We start from the raw sequence: 19,846 nt of genomic DNA, 5'->3' as shown, positions 1-19,846 counted from the left end.
GAATGGAACATATTGGCAAAATTGTCGCATATCTGATACTGGCTATCAACGCATTCTTCGTGGGAACGCTGATATTAAGCGCTTATAGCCCCTATCTCAGCCCCAAAGTCAATCCGTTAGTTTCCTGTCTCGGACTTGCATTTCCAATATTCCTGATTATCAATCTATTTTTCCTGTTTCTTTGGGTATTTGTCAATTACAGATATGCACTACTACCCGTCATCGGTTTTCTGATTTGCTTTCCGCAAATACGGACTTATATTCCTTTCAACTCTACTACCCGGACAATACCGGAAGGAAGTATCAAAGTTCTGTCTTACAATGTAATGAGCTTTAGTAATCTGAAGAAGAAAGATGGGAAGAATCCGATTTTATCTTATCTGAAAAACAGCAATGCAGACATTATCTGCCTGCAAGAATACAACACAGCCGGCAATAAGAAGTTCGTAACGGAGCAGGATGTAAAGAAAGCGTTAAAAGCGTATCCCTATCAATCCATTCGCCAACAAAGGAAAGGAGATGTGCAGCTTGCCTGTTTCTCCAAATTCCCGATACTCTCGTCACAACTTATTGAGTATAAAAGTGATTATAACGGTTCTATGAAATATGTGCTGAATGTAAATAATGACACTATTACATTAATCAACAATCACTTGGAATCCAACAAGCTCACCAAAGAAGACAGAGGGATCTATGAAGATATGATAAAAGATCCGAATGCTAAAAAAGTAAAGACCGGACTCCGCCAACTAATTCGAAAACTAGGGGAAGCATCGGCTATCCGTGCCTCTCAAGCAGATTCCGTAGCGAGAATCATTACAGAAAGCCATTATCCTACAATGATTGTATGTGGAGATTTCAACGACGGTTCTATTTCGTATACCCACCGGGTTCTCACTCAAGAACTGGATGACGCTTTCACACAGTCCGGTAAAGGATTGGGAATCTCCTATAACCAGAACAAGTTCTACTTCCGAATCGACAATATCCTGATTAGTCCTGACCTGAAAGCCTATAATTGTACTGTAGACCGTTCTATTAAGGCTTCGGACCACTATCCGATTTGGTGTTATATCAGCAAACGATAAAAACGGAAAATTCTATATTATAAAACACATAATGATGATTAAAAAGACATTAACCCTTTTAGCAGTAAGTTGTATGATGTACTCCTGTGCTACCAAAACAGAAAGTAATCCTTTCTTTGCAGAGTTCCAAACCGAGTATGGCGTTCCTTCCTTTGACAAAATCAGATTGGAACATTATGAGCCTGCCTTCCTGAAAGGTATCGAGGAACAAAATCAAAATATCGAAGCTATCATCGAAAGTCCGGAAATCCCTACATTCGAAAATACCATCGTGACATTGGATAACAGTGCACCAATCCTGGATCGGGTAAGCGCTATTTTCTTCAATATGACAGATGCTGAAACGACCGACTCATTAACTGCGCTATCCATCAAGCTGGCTCCGGTTCTTTCGGAACATGAAGACAATATATCCTTGAATAAGAAACTTTTCAAGCGTGTAAACGATGTCTACCAACAAAAAGATTCCCTGAATCTGACCACAGAGCAGAAACGCCTGCTGGACAAGACCTACAAACAGTTTGTCCGTTCAGGCGCCAATCTTAGCGCAGAAAAACAGACACGTTTGCGTGAAATAAACAAAGAACTGTCCACACTCGGTATCACATTCAGCAATAATGTACTGAACGAAAATAATGCGTACCAGCTCTTCGTCGAGAAAGAAGAGGACTTAGCAGGATTGCCCGAATGGTTCCGTCAAAGTGCAGCTGAAGAAGCAAAAGCCGCCGGGCAACCGGGCAAATGGTTATTTACCCTGCATAACGCCAGCCGTCTGCCATTCCTGCAATATGCTGAGAATCGCCCGCTTCGGGAACAAATATACAAAGCGTATATCAATCGGGGAAATAATAACAATGAGAACGACAACAAAGAGAACATCCGCAAAATCGTTTCTCTCCGTCTGGAAAAAGCTAAATTGTTAGGTTTCGACTGTTACGCAAATTTCGTGTTGGATGAGACGATGGCTAAAAACGCGACGAACGTAATGGATCTTTTGAACAATCTTTGGAGCTATGCACTGCCTAAAGCCAAAGAAGAGGCCGCCGAGCTTCAAAAGCTGATGGACAAGGAAGGTAAAGGCGAAAAGTTGGAGGCATGGGACTGGTGGTACTATACCGAAAAGCTACGAAAAGAGAAATACAATCTGTCCGAAGAGGAGACAAAGCCCTATTTTAAATTGGAAAATGTACGTGAAGGTGCTTTTGCCGTAGCCAACAAGTTATATGGTATCACTTTCAACAAGCTGACAAGAATTCCGACCTATCATCCGGATGTTGAGGTGTTTGAAGTGAAAGACGCTGACGGCTCTCAGCTCGGTATTTTCTATGTGGACTATTTCCCACGTGCCGGAAAAAGCGGAGGTGCCTGGATGAGTAATTACCGTGAGCAGCAAGGAGCAACCCGTCCGTTAGTGTGCAACGTTTGCAGTTTCACCAAACCGGTAGGCGATACTCCATCACTATTGACAATGGATGAAGTAGAAACCTTGTTCCACGAATTTGGACATGCCCTACACGGCTTACTGACAAAATGTGAATACAAGGGAACATCCGGCACAAACGTAGTACGTGACTTTGTAGAACTCCCTTCTCAAATCAACGAACATTGGGCTACCGAACCGGAGGTACTGAAAATATATGCCAAACATTATCAGACCGGAGAAGTAATCCCCGATGAAATCATCGAAAAGATACTGCAACAGAAGACTTTCAATCAAGGATTCATGACTACCGAATTGCTGGCAGCCGCTATCCTCGACATGAACCTGCACACAGTGACAGATGTAAACAATATGGATATACTTTCATTCGAGAAAGAAGCGATGGACAAACTCAATCTGATCCCTGAGATAGCGCCACGTTACCGCGTTACTTACTTCAATCATATCATCGGTGGATACGCTGCCGGATATTACAGTTATCTGTGGGCCAACGTATTGGACAACGATGCTTTTGAAGCTTTCAAAGAACACGGAATTTTTGATAAAACCACCGCAGACCTGTTCCGCCACAATGTTTTGGAAAAAGGAGACAGTGAAGATCCGATGGTACTTTATAAGAATTTCCGAGGAGCAGAGCCTAGTTTGGAACCATTGCTGAAAAACAGGGGAATGAAATAATTCTGCAAAAAAGCCCTTAAACATCAAATATTTGAGGGCTTGTTACATATAAATGTGAAAAAAAAACTATATTTGCAGCCTTGTATGCGGCAAAAAGAACTTGTATACGACAGAATTTAACTGAATATTAAATTAAAAAAGTAATCATCATAAATTAAAAGTAAAATGCAAAACAAAGGATTTGTAAAGGTTTTTGCGGTATTACTCACGCTGGTATGCGTGTTCTACCTCTCCTTCTCCTTCGTAACACGCCACTATACCAACAAGGCGAAAGAAATTGCGAACGGCGACCCGAAAGTAGAACAAGACTACCTCGACTCTCTCTCCAACGAGAAAGTCTGGCTGGGTAACTGGACGCTGAAACAATGTCGTGAGATGGAGATTAGTTTAGGTTTGGACCTGAAGGGTGGTATGAACGTTATCCTTGAAGTTTCTGTACCCGATGTTATCAAAGCACTGGCCGACAACAAGCCGGACGAAGCTTTCAACAAAGCATTGGCAGAAGCTGCAAAGCAGGCAATCAACAGTCAGGATGATATCATTACACTGTTCATCAGAGAATACCATAAGGCTGCTCCGGAGGCGAAACTTTCCGAACTCTTCGCAACACAACAGTTGAAAGACAAGGTTAACCAGAAATCAACAGACGCTGAAGTTGAAAAAGTATTGAGAGCAGAAGTAAAAGCTGCCGTTGAGAACTCATACAATGTACTCCGTACCCGTATCGACCGCTTCGGTGTTGTTCAGCCGAATATCCAAAGTCTGGAAGACAAAATGGGACGTATCATGGTGGAGCTGCCGGGTATCAAAGAACCGGAACGTGTGAGAAAACTTCTCCAAGGTTCTGCTAACCTGGAATTCTGGGAAACTTATACAGCCAAGGAAGTTCTTCCTTCCATGCAGTCTGCTGACGCCAAATTGCGCGCTATCTTAGCTGAAGAAACAACAGCTGATGGAGATACAATAGAAGCTGCCGTTCTCACTGAAGCTACTCCGGTGGAGAAAAAAGCTGTAAGTGCCGCCGATAGCCTTGCCGCTGCACTGAAAGGTGACACAACAGCCTCTGAAAAGCCTTCTGTAAACATGGAAGAGCTCAAGAAACAATATCCTCTGTTGTCTATGCTTCAATTGAATTCAAGCGGACAAGGTCCTGTTATCGGTTATGCAAACTATAAAGATACTGCTGATATCAACAAGTATCTGGCTATGCCGGAAATCAAGGCAGAACTTCCGAAAGACCTTCGCCTGAAATGGGGCGTTTCTCCTTCTGAGTTCGACAAGAAAGGACAAACATTCGAATTATACGCGATCAAGTCTACCGAACGTAACGGTAAAGCTCCGTTGGAAGGCGATGTAGTAACAGACGCTAAAGACGAATTTGACCAATACAGCAAACCGGCTGTAAGTATGACAATGAACTCTGACGGTGCACGCCGTTGGGCTCAGTTGACAAAACAGAATATCGGTCGTTCTATTGCTATTGTTCTTGATAATTATGTATATTCTGCACCGAACGTAAATTCAGAAATCACAGGCGGACGTTCACAGATTACAGGTCATTTTACTCCTGAACAAGCAAAAGACTTAGCAAACGTATTGAAATCAGGTAAGATGCCGGCTCCGGCTCACATCGTACAGGAAGATATCGTTGGTCCGTCGTTGGGTCAGGAATCTATCAATGCCGGTATTTTCTCATTCGTTGTAGCTTTGATCCTGTTGATGATCTATATGTGCTCTATGTATGGTTTCATCCCGGGTATGGTTGCCAACGGTGCTTTGTTCCTGAACTTCTTCTTCACATTAGGTATCCTTTCTTCTTTCCAGGCTGCATTGACGATGTCCGGTATTGCCGGTATGGTATTGTCGCTGGGTATGGCAGTGGATGCGAACGTATTGATTTATGAACGTACTAAAGAAGAACTTCGTGCAGGCAAGGGAGTGAAGAAAGCATTGGCTGACGGTTATTCTAATGCCTTCTCCGCTATCTTTGACTCTAACTTGACATCTATTATTACAGGTATTATTCTATTCAATTTCGGTACAGGACCTATCCGTGGTTTTGCAACGACTTTGATTATCGGTATCCTTGTATCGTTCTTTACCGCAGTGTTCATGACCCGTCTGGTTTACGAACATTTCTTGAGTAAAGATAAATGGCAGAACCTGACATTTACCACTAAGATCTCAAAGAACCTGATGACCAATACACACTTCGATTTTATGGGAACAAACAAAAAGTCCTTTATTATCACTAGTGTGATTATCATCATCTGTATCGGTTCATTTGCTATTCGCGGTCTAAGTCAAAGTATCGACTTTACAGGTGGACGTAACTTCAAGGTACAGTTTGAAAACCCGGTAGAACCGGAACAGGTACGTGAGTTGATCGCAAGCAAGTTCGGTGATGCAAACGTTAGTGTTATCGCCATCGGTACAGATAAGAAAACAGTTCGTATCAGTACTAACTACCGTATCGAAGACGGAGGCAATAATGTTGACTCGGAAATCGAATCTTATTTATATGAAACACTGAAGCCGTTATTGACTCAGAATATTACATTGGCTACTTTCATTGACCGCGATAACCATACAGGCGGTAGTATCGTAAGTTCACAGAAAGTAGGTCCTAGCATTGCTGACGATATCAAGACCGGTGCTATCTGGTCAGTTGTTCTGGCATTGATCGCTATCGGTTTGTACATCTTGATCCGTTTCCGTAACATTGCATACAGTATCGGTTCTATTGCGGCATTGACTTGTGACACAATCATGATTATCGGTGCTTATTCATTATTCTGGGGTATCCTGCCATTCTCACTGGAAATCGACCAGACCTTTATCGGTGCTATCCTGACGGCTATCGGTTACTCTATTAATGATAAGGTGGTAATCTTCGACCGTGTACGCGAGTTCTTCGGATTGTATCCGAAACGTGACAAGCGCCAGTTGTTCAATGACTCTCTGAACACTACACTGGCTCGTACCATCAATACTTCATTGAGTACATTGATCGTATTGCTGTGTATCTTCATCCTCGGTGGTGACTCTATCCGCAGCTTTGCATTCGCAATGATTCTCGGTGTTGTAATCGGTACTTTATCTTCACTGTTTATTGCATCTCCGATTGCATACAACTTTATGAAGAACAAAAAGACTGTAGCAACAACTGCGGGAGAATAAAATATTCCAGAAATAGAAAAAGCCTCTTCCGAAGTTCGGAAGAGGCTTTTTCTATTGATTATTAAAACAAATAGAAGCTATAAGACGTTCATCTTAAAAGAAGCCATTGTAAAACTTAAAACTCGATACAGCATGAAAGCATCCAACACAACTTCCTATAGATTCTTTGTAGTAGCCCCGAGGGGAATCGAACCCCTATCTAAAGTTTAGGAAACTTCTAATCCAACTTTGAGTATCAGTCACTTGCGAGACTATTTCAATTTTTCGTAGAACTATAGTAGAACTTTTGCATTTTTGTTGAATACCCCTGCCTCTCCAAAAGAAGAATACAGGGGTACAATGCAACACCGATTTTCAGAATCGGTACTGCAAAGATATGACTTTTATTTCAAAGGACAAAGAAAAACCGGGCGCACTTCACAGCGAACCCGGCTCAGAACAAAAGTTCTACTCTATTACTAACACCTAATCATTTCTTTTTCCGTTTCTTCAATTCTATATATTCCGAATACACTATTTTGGTATGGGGATTGCTACTTACAACTTCTTGCCTAATAGCCTTTGTTCCCCATCGGAAAAACAACCATTGCTTAGGCACTCTATGCACTACTTGAAATAGGGTATCTACAGATTGTATGCGTAAATCCAGTTTCTTATCGGGCATGATTAAGCCATCAACATTTATCCACGGGTCTTTCCATCGTATCGCTTGGACTTTAAGATAGGATGTATCACGGTATATAATGCTATCCTTAACTATGGTTTGTACCTCCACCTCCGTTTTTGTTGCATTCGTGGAAGCCGCTTGTAACCTCTTTACTTTCAAGTCAAGTTCCTTAACGGTATTCGTCAAGTCGGCACAATGCTTTTCCACCTCAGACTTGGATAAAGTCAATGCCTGTACAGAAGCAGCGGATTTTCCGGATTCTGTTTGGTAAAATTCAATTTTCTCCAACAAGGCGGTTTGGTTGCCATCCAATCTTTCCTTTTCTGATTTCAACTTGGAACAATAAGCCCATAGCCCAAAGGTAGCCGCCATCAAAAGCCCACAGAGGGCGATTAATATCAAAAACGCTTTATTTCTCATATTCCTTGATGTATTGGATTATACCCTCTACGTGGGTGTTCACAATGTTTTGTTTCCCCTCCATAGATGTAAGGTAAGCAATATCTTCCTTGTTATCCATGAAGAAATTTTCCGTCAATACAGCCGGGCATTTCGTCTTGGAAAGGATGTAAAAATTTTCCTCCCAATCCGGGTCGCCATCCGAATAGTCACGCCTAATCTTTTGCCCGGTAATAAAGCAAGCGGCAGCATCATACATTCGGTTTGCCAGTTCGTCAGCTTTCGTTTTGCCCTTAGTGGTATAGGCAGACCATCCACGGGCATTCATCCATTCGCCATTCCCGGCAGCATTGCAGTGGATGGAAACAAGCAACACGTTATTAGCTCCATATCGGGCGCAAATCTCGTTCACACGCCTTGCACGTTCAGCCAAAGGCACGTCCAAGTTCTCCTTAACAATGCGTTCCGCTACATAGCCACGTTTAGCCAGTTCACGCACGACTTCATCCGCAATTTCTCTTGTATAGGCATACTCCCTGAAAGTTCCATCCGGGCTGCGTTTACCCGGTGTATTTTCTCCATGCCCATTGTCTATAAGTATCTTCATTCTTGATTCAATTTATGGTAAAAATCTATTTTAATTCTGTCATATACCATTTGTACATTGGTATAAGCTCTGCCATTGTTCACCGTTTCCGCATAAACCTCTGACAACACACATTGCTCTACCCATTCAATCCATTCGGGCGAAGTGTAGCTTGACAATCGTTTCCCTCGATACGAATGTGCATCAAATCGGCTGTTTCTGTCCTCGTGCATATTCATAATCAAGGTGTGTACTTTCGCTTTCGTGGCTTCACGGTCTGCGATGTGGTTTTCTTCACGCACTTTCTTTATTATACGGCAAACCCTCTCAACGGCAAGGTCAAAGTAAATGCTTGATATGTTTTTTATCCGCAACTGCGTTTCGGGTCTTAACCCCTCTGCAATGTCAGTGAGCATATCATTTTGGGTTTTGGTTTCCGTCAGAAGTTCGGCTACCATAGACTGATTGCTTTTAATCATGTCGTTAATGATAGACTTGAACCACTTGAAACAAGCTACCATAAGTGCAGCCGCCAAACAGAGAAACACAGCGCACACTATCACCATAAAGCCAAAATCGCTTATGCCTTGTGCTACTTTCAAACTTTCTTCCATCATCGGTTTTTCTTATACTTGTTTCGCTTGTAATACTCAAAGTTATCCCTATCCTCCTGCGTGATTGGAGTATTCGGTGGAAAGAACTTAAACCCGTACATCGTTCCATAGCGTACCACTTTGATTACGGCACGAAATGGATATTTGCGCTTCGGGTCTAAAACAACATCTTTCAACTTCTTACTATCAGTATAGAAAGCGGATGCACCGATACCCTCGCCATAGGCGATTAGTGTTCTCGTTCCGTTCTCTGTCTGTCTTTCCTTACATCCCGTAAACACCGTGACCTCATTAATCACGGCATCTACTGAGGTGTATTCACAATCGGAAATATCTTCATTCAAGGATTCTGTTTCCTCAAAGTCCATTACCTCGTTCATAAGTCCATCGGTATATTATAGGTTTCACAATCGGCATCCACCATTTCACGGATAGCCAAACGGTCTTTCAAAAAGTTCTCATAGGGGGATTTCGCACTTTCGGCAAGCAATCCCAGCATGGCAGACTGATATTCGTTTACCAGCTTACTTTCTGTCTTAGCCGGGTATCTTGCAGTAAGCAACGTGCTGAAAATATTATCAGCCGTTTTTGGATATTCCACCCTCACGCTGTCATATTGGAACATCGTGCCTGTGGCACGTTCCGCATCAGTCGTAATCTCAATGCCACCCTCTTTGTCTGCAATAACCTTAACCTCTTTGATGTTATGGTTATAAAGGAACGTTCCCTGCCCGTTATTAAGAGAATCTATCACCTCCGGCTTAGTCTTAGCCAGCAGCCCTGTAGTCAAAACATTTGCTTCCATCGTTCAAACAATTATTAAAAATGAATTTACTGTGTTCCTCCGAGCATCTGATTATCCAGCCATATTCAGATGGGAAGAAGTGTTTAATATCCGTTTCATCTTTGATTTCGTATTTATTGATGGTGCGGTGGAATTTCTTATAAAACCTTTTCAGAATACCGCTTCTTAGCAATATGCCGTAATGGTTTTGTTTGAATCCCACATAATCAATGCTACGAGCATCAACCGGGAATATCTGCCAGTTGCTTTTAATCTCTACTTTCAATTCGCCACCCAAGTAAAGCCCCATCATGTCGAGTACGAAATGCAGTGCCTCTTTGTCAGCGCATAGTATCACCATATCATCCATATAGCGATAGTAGTAGATTTTCACCCCAAAACGCTTCATCACTATCTTAGCCAGTTCTTCTTTAACCCAATGGTCGAAATATGCTAAATAGAGATTAGCCAAATATTGACTTGTGAAATTGCCTATTGGCAGCCCCTTGTCTTTACCGTTACTATCTATTATCTTATCCAACAGCCTTAACAGTTGTTCATCCGCTATAGTGTAGCGGATTATCCTTTTCAATGCTGCGTGGTCTATGTTATCATAGAACTTCTTGATGTCAATCTTCAAACAGAACCTTGTACCTTTTCTGTCTATGATTAAAGCCGTATGCACATCCTCCATACATTTATGAATACCACGCCCTTTGATACAAGCGTATGTATTCGCAATGAAGAAGTTAGTCCAGTAACGCCCCAACACATTGATAATGCAATGGTGTACTATCCTGTCCGGGAAGAACGGGGCAATCATAATCACCCTTTCTTTCGGCTCATATATAACCTTAATCCGATATTCACCGGGGGTATAAGTTTCATTGCGCAAGTCCCAGTACAAGCTATCCAAATTCTCCAAAATGTTCTCATTGAACTTGGATATTTCGGTACGCTCTCCTTTGCCTTGCTGTGCCTTATATTGCGCCCGTATGAGGTTGGAGCATTCATATATCAGGTGATAAACATTCTTAATTTTCTTAGCTTGGGAAATGAATATCTTTCCTGTATCACCGACATATAAACCGCAATCCTCAAAATCCGAGTATTGATTAAAGCAGGTATCAGCCGTATAACATAACCCGTATTCAGTCTTTACTACACCCATTTGTGCCGTTGTTCTAAAACAGAGCTTTCAATTACTTACTTGCACCGTCCTAATCCATATTATTTTACCAACTATCAGACGTGCCGATAGTCCCTGTGAGGTAAGGGCGTGGCAGCAACAGTTATAAGTTGAAACCACGGTAAAAGCGGAACCCAATGTTCGCATTCGCATTCGAGGAACGATTATTCGCATTCAGATAACCGAAACCCGCATTCGCACCATTATTCGCATTAGCAGACAAAAGGGCACCAGCCGCCACAACCCTGTTATGTTTTTATTTTTTTCAATCCAACGCCATTTTCGTTGCTCCGTTCACCGAGTTTTGCAGTCCGTCAAAAACGGCACAAGCGGAACCCAAGGTACGCATTCGCACCCGAGGAACGAGAAAGCGCAAGCAGACAACCGAAACCCGCATACGCACCAAAACCCGCATGAGCAGACAAAAGGACACCATACCAGCCTACAGCAGACCACGTACTACCACCTGTGGGAGTCCAATAGTAATCGCAATACCCTTTATTACTTGAACCTCCTACTTTTTCGGCAAAGGAATAACCTTTAGTGGAATGAGCCATAGAAAGCACATAGCCCTCAGTTCGTGGAAGCTCCGTAATGGCTTCATATCCGATAGGTACGGTAGTAGCACTATCTGAATGAGAGGTGAATTTTGTCGGGTCTTCGCATACATAGGCAATAGACACATCCGCTTTATGCCAAATTAGTACATCATCAGCAAGCATCCACAAGTATTCATAAGGAGTTTCCAAGCCACGGTAAGAGGTTACTTGTACCACCTTATCGCCACCAGTCCATCCCTTGATGGTGTAGGACACCTTACCCGTGTTGTTTCCCAGCGTTGCAGTAACACCGCAAGGCACAAAGGGTCTGTAACCTCCCCATGTATTCCACTCCGTACCATTAACAACCGGACCACTCCCTAAGCCTCCTTGATGGAATCCGTCAGCAGTCAGCGTTTCGGTGTAAGCATCTTGGCAGTGCAATGAGGCATATTCCACACGTTGCAACCAAGCAATTTCATTGTACACCCTGTACGCCCCGTGGTGTGTTCCGTTCTTGCAAAGAGGACGAACACCAGCCTTTGAAATGGAAGTACGAGGCATACCCAACATGGAGTTGTAAGTACCATCCTTAGCGGCATCACCAGCACCCGAACCACCTCTGAATTGTGCGGCATTCGCTTTGAGTATAACAAATCCGTCTGAATCCCTTGCAATTTCATCGCCATTCCAAGTGAGCCAACATCCCGAAACGGCTACAGAGTTGGTAATATCCACCGTTGCATACCACGGGCTTACCGTCTTTCGTTCCATCTTGATAAAGCCGGGCAACGGATATTCGGAATAGGCACGAATCCATTTCGTCCCCTCTATCTCCAACTTGAAGTAATATTCCGGCTTTTCAAGCATTACATTACCGTCCGTGCTGTCAATCACAGCCGTTGCACCCGAATCCTTTTTACGGCTGTCATTTTGGTTAAGGTAATACTTAACCGAGCCGTCAGGGTTTTCCACAAAGCGTTTCAGCTTCGCTTGAATGGGTAATGTACGGTGCAAATCCAAATTACCCACACGCTTTAGTTTGTAGTCCTGTGAGTTGAAATCACCTTGCACCCCATACCATTGGTCGTAAGGATATTGCGGTTTCGTGTTTCCGCTTCCCAATAATAATCCCATAGCTATAAGTTATTTAATGTTTCACCAGCACCCCAATACACATCATATACCGAAAGGTCGATACCGTTTGGGGATATTACGGTTATCGCTCCGGGCGTCCAATCCCCGATAGGTACGGGGAACATACTAAATTCCTTATCACAAATGAGCTTGCATTTAAGCAGCGTACTTGTTTCCATCGTAACCTCTTTAGGTCGTACAAAGATGGTAAACGGAACACCACCCAAAGCAAAACCATTGGAAAGGTCTGTAACCTTGCCTTTGGAAAGAATCCGCAGGCTATACATTGTTGTTTCCATAATTCACTAAGTAAATCAAGTTTATCTAACTGCAAATATAATCATAAATGTGTTCGCTAAACACATTTTCAGACAAAACTAAACACATGAGGGCTATTTACATCCACCCTTGCCTTTTTTACTTGTTTTCTTACCGCCTTTCTTTGCCATTATAAACACCTCCTTTCAATATATCAATATTTATAATCCCAATCCGGGGCAAACACTACAAAATTGAAATTGCCGTCATTCCTTGAACTATCATCGGAAGTCATTACCTCAAAATAGGTAGAATATTGTACATACACATTCGCCTTTAACGGGTTAGAGCCTCCGCTTATAGTACCATTTCCGCAAACCATTACCATGTAGCCGCTTGGCAGTGTACCATTCGCAAACGAAAGTCTGTAACGCCCGGTATCTTGTCTTGATGCGGTAAATACCTCTCTTAGGTTTCTGCCATCGAAAAACTTGCCGCTTACACTTGCGCCACTACTACCATAGAACGTACCCATCGCCATAATACGGGCAAAACGCCCAGTAGCTCCATTTGTTATAAAATCATCTCTTGAAAAACGGCTTGTTATCGTCCACTCTCCAAGAATTTTACTTGGCGTACTTCCATTACGCTCAAAACAAGTCATTTCGACAATTTCTTGCGGTCTTATTAAAGCATATAAAGATGAACTTGACGAAGTAACATTATCAGTTATTGAAAACGTATTCATCTCAACAAGATAATTGGCTTTACCAAAAGCCCCACTATTATAAAGCCGACATACTTTACCTATATCCTCTTTTTCATAGCCCATAGTAATATTGCGTTCGCTTGTCGTTTCCGGAAGATAGAATAGGTTTACATCGGAGAAATTGCCGCTAAATCCTGTTGATAGTTGCAATGTGCCTTTTAGACGTACTTCGCCTTTATTCCCGTCCATATATACATTTCCATTCTGACTTTCCAAACGTCCGTTACGGAATACCCACCCGGCTATATTGGCGTTTTCAGCCAACAATAGGTTGGTTGCCACACTCTCGAATTGCGCCCCAAAAGTATTCCATTTGCTTGTGTTGGTCGGCACGACACCCGAGAACGTTCCTGCATCAATACGGGCAACATAAAACACATTATTGTACTTTACCACATCTAACCTGTATTTGTTGCCGTAATAAGTTTTGCTACTACTGTACAATCCTTGATATACAGCAGCCGGGCTATCTCCTTTTTCGCCCTTATCACCCGGTTCGCCTTTATCACCTTTCGACCCCGTGACACATATTGCAGCCGTGGTGTCGCTCGTTCCATTCGTATAAGTGATAACCGAGCGTGTCCATATATACCATTTATCTTTCCAAGTTGGGCGTGTTGTACCCCATGAGCCACCAAGCAATGAGGTTGCCGAACTGGATAGGTAGTATTGCTCCACAATGGACGATACCCCAACACCAGTAGTACCCTTGCCGCCTGTAATACAAACCGCCTTAGTGTATGTGGTCGTATTATCGGAATAAGACACTTTCGTTCTACTCCATATATACCGCCCGTCAATCCATGTAGGAGCGGTTGTCTGCCACCCCGTAGTAGGCGCAACGGTATTAGACGTGCTTTGCGCATACTCCACATCTGCCAACGTTACACTCGTACCCGGTTCGCCTTTATCACCATTATAGGAGTTTATACGTACAGGGGTACTCCATTTCTGTACCATCGTGTCTGCCTTGCCATTCATCACGGAAGCAATATCATTCACAGGCAAAGCTCCCATCAGCAAACGCACATCATCGAAATATACGGCAGAGCCGAATACATCATCATCGTAAATAGCAAAGCCTACAGCCATGATATTAACACTGCCACTATGTAATTGCTCCCCGTTTTTGAATACCGTAACGGTGCGGTCATTGAAGCGGAATGCAAGGTGAAACCACGTGTTAGGCGTGATTGCAATACTCTTTTCCACATAGTGCCTACCGTTATACCCGTTCAACATCCACTTTATTTGCCTTTGTTCTGACTTCATCCAAAAACAGAGTGTAAAACTTTCCCCAAAGGGTAAATCATAAGGAATACGGCTCTCCATTCCACCACTCAGATTGAGGGCATATCTCGTTCCGTCCTTTACCACCGTTCCACTACCCAATACGCCATTGTAGCCATTACCCGAAACATCAGAAAAATTGTTTTCCTCAATGGGCAAATAGAACTTGGTACGGTCTGCAAGCCCGGACTTCTTAGCCATGATGCACCACAAGTATTCAAACTCATCAAGTGTTGGCATTTCCGTAGTCCATCCGGCAGGATTGGAAGAATTAATATCCAAAGTGGGGGGCGTTGAAGTCGAGCCATTTTTAGCGTAACGGTATTCGTAGTATTCGCCAGCTCCGGCATCCGTTCCACCCGTACCCGATTCTCCTTTAATTAAAGCCCACGTGTAATCCATCGGGTTGTCGCTGTCTTTCTGCACATAGTCGGTGTATTGCCCTATGTAATCGCCCGGCTCTTCACCATTGTTTGCAGTGAACGACATTCCCCCGTTGTCCGAATACTTGATATGGAAGTATGGAGTACGCCCATCTTCACCGGGTAAACCGGGCGTTCCGTCTTGTCCTTTCGTGTCGCTCCACTTGTAGGCACTTGGTTTGTCGCTATCGGTGGGTATCATATCCACATACAAACCCAACCATCTTCCGGGTGTTTCACCGTTTCCGGCTGTGAACGTTTTGCCGCCATCATCGGAATACTTCTTATGAAGATAGCTACTCTTTCCATCTTCCCCCTTAATAGCTCCAACATCTTTCCAGTTCGTGCCATCCCAAATATAGAGGTTGCCCCCGATTAGATAAGCATCGCCCTCTGAATTTCCAACGGTAGGCAGTTGTGAAACATTGTCCTTAGAACCTTTGATATTGATTGAAGTACCATCAGCACCACGCACACGAAAAGGAATACCCCACGCACCCTCCGTATCGGTCTTGGCGTTCTTTATACTCATCCAAACCACGTTTTCGGACGAAGTTCTGTGCCAACCTCCCGTAGAGCCATCCCCCGTAGGGGTGGCAGGCTTGGTTTCACTGTCATTATAGGTATAGAATACGGATAAACCGCTTTCTCCCTTATCCCCAGTAGAACCTTTCGCCACAACCGACCAATATACGGAATTGGTAGGCAGGTTGCCCATGCTTGGCGTGGGGTTGGTGTATCGGTAAGTACACGTTTCACCATTCACCGTATAAGTCACCTCATCCCCGGCATAGTACACGTACTTCGGATTATATGTGCCACGGAACACCCCGATATGTGAGGTGTCCCCACTATCAGAAAGCAAACGGACGTTGTGCAATGTTAATTGGCGTTTTGCCGTTACGTTCCAATCAATAGAACTTGAAGAATCACCGATACGGAACTTGTTGCCGTCCAAATCCAAATAGCACTCCTTATCGCTTGTTATAATCTTACCCGTAGTGATAGTGTTTCCGTTGATACGGGTAAATCCGTAGGTAGTGGTAAAGTCCCTGAAATCATCATCCGAATGCACCGACCCCAATATACCCACTTGGAAATAATAGTTGTTCGGGTCTTCGGTTGGTTCAACCTTTAGTTGTTCCTGTGTCACATACCAAATGCCATCCGTGCTTTTCTTGGAGCACTTGGCAAACACATAGTACCCCTTTGGGCTTGATAGAGTGAATGAGCCAGCCGCCATGTTCCAATGCTTGATTATCTCATCATCAATAGTCAAGTGAGCCAATACCCCGGCAGAAGCATCAAAACGATTGGATATTCCGTTTACGTTGGCTTGCAGTATCACATCTATCAAAACAAATTGTTGGCTCTTAGACCCCACCGTAAGCATATTGGTGTCAATGGAATTGGGCTTGATGTTTTCGGGGTCAAAATAACCGTCCGTATCATACACCATTGTACGCAGTTCCTCTGTTGTACGCCATCCCCTCCGTGCCTTAGTCAAGTCCCGAAGCCGATTGTTTTCTATGATTGTTTCGTGCCGTCCCACATCCACAACCGTTTGAGTGATTGGGGAAATGGCTGTAATGTCCGAAAGGGTCAGTGTATAGTCATGCTCCACAAGCAGGTTCTTTGTCACCTTTTGGATGCGGATATTCTTCTCAATACCGAAACGCTCATCTTTCACGGGTACATAGTTACCCACATGAAAGACGGTTGTTTCGCTATCGCTTGGCAAAGCGTTCAGAAAGTAGGAGCGTTCAAAGGTAAGCTGATATTGCGCCCGTGCCTGTGTGCGTGGCTTGAACTCGTTATATCCGGCATACCATAAATCTTCCTCTGCATCATCTTCATAAGATTTAGGCAGGTGAATATCCGTAATCTTATACGTGTCACCCTCCGTTATTCGGTAAGCCTCGCTTTCAGTGGTAGGAATAGTTAGCCCCCTGTTGTCCGTAAATGGAATGAGCGTAAACCTTTTTGTTGCATGGTCGTATCCTCCCTTTTGCGCCAATTCAAATTGTTGTCCGGCTAATTTACCCGAAATGAAAGTAATCTTTGCCGATACCTCGTTAATCAGATACTTTGTACCTTTATCGTCTTTCTCGTTCAGGTCAAAGTCCATTGTATCATCAATGAAGCTGTTTATATCATCAGCCACCAAAGCAGTAACCGTACCCGTCCGTTTCGGGAAAATATTATCATACGTCACAGCATCCTCATCACTACCCAGTGCATCCCTCAAATCGCCATCCTCCAAATAACGCTTGTTATCATCGGATATGCCTATATATTCGCTCTGAGGCGGTACTATTGTACCGTCCCATAGTCTGTGTTCCTTTTTGTTCAAACGCACTGGAAACGGAAGCTGTAGGCGTTCTGAATAGTCCCTGTAATCACTCCGAATGTTGGTCGTGCCACCCTCCACCCAAAGTCTTGTGATAATGGTCTTATCATCTACCTTTTGCTCTTTGAGCTTGTACAAGCCGTTGCCTTTGCCCCACTCAAAGAAAGCGTTGCCACCCGGGGGCACAACTTTTGCACCGAACTTTCCTATGTGGATGGTACGCACCCCGTCCTTTTGGGTAATGAGAAACTCCAAATCAAATTCACGGTCACTGCAAAGCATTTGCAAAACCTGTAGGCAATTGTTACGGGCAAAGGAAATGGTACGGGGTTCTGTGTCCGGGCAATTAGCTTCATCGAAAGCCCATAAGCCCGGATAGTCACGGCTCACGTTGTAGATAAGCACCTTTACAAAGTCCCGGATATTATAAGTGAGGTCAAACGTGCTTTTGCTGGATTTCCCGTTTGCATCGGTGTTTCGGTACAGGCTTTTCATCAGCTCGTACATCACTCCGTAGAAAGTGGCATCATGCACATAATGGTTGTCCGAAAGCATTTCACGGTTCACCTTAGTACGGATGGTGTATTCTTCACCCTCCACTATGATTTTATCTCCCTTGCCTAAATTAAGCAACTCAGAGGAAACAATGGAAAGCTGTACGTTATCATCCCCCATTAAGGAACTGTTTTGAGCGGCTGATTTCAGCGTACAAAACGGCTCTTTGGAAAACAAGCGTACCTTTTCACCGTTGCGCCTGATTATTTCAAGAGTTCCCATATCACAATAGCATTGGTTTCAAATTTTTCAATGTCTTCAATCACGCCCGAAACGATTATCTCGTATTCACCGGGTGTAACGTAAGTGTGTTCTATCGTTTGTTCGCTGCCGGACACATCGTAAGTGTGCGTGCCGTCACCCCAATAGATATTAAGCAGCTTGGACGAAGTGACGGTAATCGTAGCCTTGCCGTTTGCAGTTCCACCTATATATCTAAGCACTTTTTTCACAGGTTCATCTTCCACCAGCTTTAAACGGAATGTACCCACCATCAAATCGTTGCTATATTGTCCCCAGCTCTTTTTCGGGTCTGCCTCATCCAGCAATTCCACTTCATATACCAAAGGCTTTGCCTTTCCGTCATAGTCCACACGCAAACGGTGGTTCCCCTCCGCATCGAATTGGGAAAAGAAAAGGTTTACCCATTCCACATAGGCGGCACGTCCCGAAGCCTCAATAAAGCAATCCAGCGTAATGTTGCGTTCCTTGTAGCGTGGTCGCTTCTTATCCCTTACAATACCGTGGTAATTGTTCCAGTTCACTTGCAAGGCTTCTTTGCGCTCCAACCGTCCAACCAATCCGGCACTTTTGGAAACGAATACCCCAAACTCCTTGAAGTTCTTTCCGTCTATGAAATATTCCACATCCGTATCTTTCTGCAACTCGAATATTTCACGGGGTTCTTTCGCCACGTCAAACAGTTTCACTTCGTCCAGCAAGGCTTTCGTCCCAAAAAGTGATTGGTCGTTGATGGAAAGCCCCGTTGGTGTCTTTGGTAATATTTCACTGAATATCCGGGTCGTGTTCTCATAGACGGTAAACATATTGCCGGACTTAACGAAAGCAAAGAAAATCCAGCCATCGGGCATTACATCAAGCCATTGCTCTTTATAATTGTCTATACCGGGCATATTCAGCACCCAGCCTAACTTTTGAGAAACAGGCAGCACCCAAAAACAAAGTGTAAAATTACCGCTAAAGGGTATGGAACGAGCTGTTTCGCATTCGCCCGTACCATTCAAAGCAAGTGATTTACCCACTTTAGATTTCTTAGAAAAATCCGCACCATCCGATAAGGTGGCATCGTTGCGGTACTGTGAAAAGTCGTAAGCTATACTACCGTCCGGGTCATCGAAAGGCAGGTGTAAAATCATGTTCTTATCCATATCAGTAAGTATTTTTATTCATTTGTCTAACTTCTATCCCCACTCCCTCTATATCCGCTTTGGCATTGCCATACAGATTCACAAGCACCTTTGCATCCGTTCCGGCTACCGCCACATACAGATACGAGTTATCGAAAGCGTCTATGGTAACAATCGCATTGTCCGACACGTTTACGGCACTATGGGAATCATGCCGTGCATATACCCGTGAAACAGAATAGCCGTCATACTCCAACATAGCTTTGCAGTCACCATTCAGCACCACATCGGGTAAATTCACCTTATCCGTAACCTCATCATCCACAAACACCCCGTAAACCTCGCATTTGCCTTTGAAGTGTTCCCGTATAAAGTCAAGCGTGGGGTAATTCTCCGATATACAGAAATCTATGCCCTTAATGTAAAGCTGTATCAGTTGCTCATAGTCAAGCCCCGTTCTTAGCTTCATTTGCCACATCCGGCAAAGCCCCTTTGCCTTGCCATCCTCTTTAAGTTGTTGTACCAGTTCCATA

14 protein-coding genes and 1 tRNA gene are annotated in these 19,846 nt (G+C 43.7%); 3 read left to right on the top strand and 12 right to left on the bottom strand.

Translation table 11 applies throughout. The annotated features are described in order from the left end of the window. Positions 1–2 precede the first annotated feature (2 nt). The 3 genes from ACNOGP_RS05985 (at position 3) to secDF (ending at position 6,387) form a co-directional block, all read left to right on the top strand. Complete coding sequence (locus ACNOGP_RS05985; RefSeq protein WP_143866209.1) at positions 3–1,088, top strand: endonuclease/exonuclease/phosphatase family protein; 1,086 nt, start codon at positions 3–5, stop codon at positions 1,086–1,088. 31 nt (positions 1,089–1,119) lie between these two features. Then, on the top strand, positions 1,120–3,207 hold the full coding sequence (locus ACNOGP_RS05980) for a M3 family metallopeptidase (protein ID WP_418214314.1): 2,088 nt from the start codon (positions 1,120–1,122) through the stop codon (positions 3,205–3,207). A gap of 165 nt (positions 3,208–3,372) precedes the next feature. Next, the gene (secDF, locus tag ACNOGP_RS05975) at positions 3,373–6,387 is read left to right on the top strand and encodes a protein translocase subunit SecDF (protein ID WP_418214313.1); all 3,015 of its coding nucleotides are present in this window, start codon (positions 3,373–3,375) and stop codon (positions 6,385–6,387) included. A gap of 172 nt (positions 6,388–6,559) precedes the next feature. On the opposite strand, the gene ACNOGP_RS05970 is transcribed toward secDF, so the two are convergent. From ACNOGP_RS05970 to ACNOGP_RS05915, 12 genes are all read right to left on the bottom strand, one after another. Then, positions 6,560–6,640 (bottom strand) — tRNA-Arg (locus ACNOGP_RS05970). Between the two features lie 216 nt (positions 6,641–6,856). Next, a complete protein-coding gene (locus ACNOGP_RS05965) occupies positions 6,857–7,474 on the bottom strand; it encodes a DUF6549 family protein (protein ID WP_008642540.1) in 618 nt (205 codons plus the stop codon). Next, positions 7,464–8,060, bottom strand: a complete 597-nt coding sequence (locus tag ACNOGP_RS05960) for an N-acetylmuramoyl-L-alanine amidase (protein ID WP_005650556.1) — start codon at positions 8,058–8,060, stop codon at positions 7,464–7,466. Before ACNOGP_RS05960 ends, ACNOGP_RS05965 begins: the two co-directional genes overlap by 11 nt. After that, positions 8,057–8,656, bottom strand: coding sequence for a hypothetical protein (locus ACNOGP_RS05955; protein ID WP_009038912.1), 600 nt, complete (start codon positions 8,654–8,656; stop codon positions 8,057–8,059). The genes ACNOGP_RS05960 and ACNOGP_RS05955 overlap by 4 nt, the downstream gene beginning before the upstream one ends. Then, positions 8,653–9,033 carry a hypothetical protein gene (locus tag ACNOGP_RS05950; protein ID WP_418214312.1) on the bottom strand — a complete coding sequence of 127 codons (381 nt, stop codon included), beginning with the start codon at positions 9,031–9,033 and terminating at the stop codon, positions 8,653–8,655. The genes ACNOGP_RS05955 and ACNOGP_RS05950 overlap by 4 nt, the downstream gene beginning before the upstream one ends. Further along, positions 9,030–9,458, bottom strand: coding sequence for a hypothetical protein (locus ACNOGP_RS05945; protein WP_005650561.1), 429 nt, complete (start codon positions 9,456–9,458; stop codon positions 9,030–9,032). The genes ACNOGP_RS05950 and ACNOGP_RS05945 overlap by 4 nt, the downstream gene beginning before the upstream one ends. Next, positions 9,421–10,608: a reverse transcriptase/maturase family protein gene (locus tag ACNOGP_RS05940; protein WP_008642534.1), complete on the bottom strand. Its 1,188-nt coding sequence runs from the start codon at positions 10,606–10,608 to the stop codon at positions 9,421–9,423. The genes ACNOGP_RS05945 and ACNOGP_RS05940 overlap by 38 nt, the downstream gene beginning before the upstream one ends. Before the next feature lie 332 nt (positions 10,609–10,940). Then, complete coding sequence (locus tag ACNOGP_RS05935) at positions 10,941–12,302, bottom strand: hypothetical protein (RefSeq protein WP_418214311.1); 1,362 nt, start codon at positions 12,300–12,302, stop codon at positions 10,941–10,943. 2 nt (positions 12,303–12,304) lie between these two features. Next, complete coding sequence (locus ACNOGP_RS05930; protein WP_024986348.1) at positions 12,305–12,601, bottom strand: hypothetical protein; 297 nt, start codon at positions 12,599–12,601, stop codon at positions 12,305–12,307. 173 nt (positions 12,602–12,774) lie between these two features. Next, the gene (locus ACNOGP_RS05925; protein ID WP_279071721.1) at positions 12,775–18,168 is read right to left on the bottom strand and encodes an N-acetylmuramoyl-L-alanine amidase; all 5,394 of its coding nucleotides are present in this window, start codon (positions 18,166–18,168) and stop codon (positions 12,775–12,777) included. After that, positions 18,150–19,334 carry a hypothetical protein gene (locus ACNOGP_RS05920; protein ID WP_418214310.1) on the bottom strand — a complete coding sequence of 395 codons (1,185 nt, stop codon included), beginning with the start codon at positions 19,332–19,334 and terminating at the stop codon, positions 18,150–18,152. Before ACNOGP_RS05920 ends, ACNOGP_RS05925 begins: the two co-directional genes overlap by 19 nt. A 1-nt stretch (position 19,335) precedes the next feature. Continuing rightward, entirely contained in the window at positions 19,336–19,845 is a 510-nt protein-coding gene (locus ACNOGP_RS05915) for a hypothetical protein (protein WP_005655404.1), read from the bottom strand. Position 19,846 lies beyond the last annotated feature (1 nt).

The sequence above is a fragment of the Bacteroides difficilis genome (assembly GCF_048319815.1).
In the GTDB taxonomy this organism is placed as follows: domain Bacteria; phylum Bacteroidota; class Bacteroidia; order Bacteroidales; family Bacteroidaceae; genus Bacteroides; species Bacteroides zhangwenhongii.
This window is presented reverse-complemented; position numbering and strand designations above follow the sequence as displayed.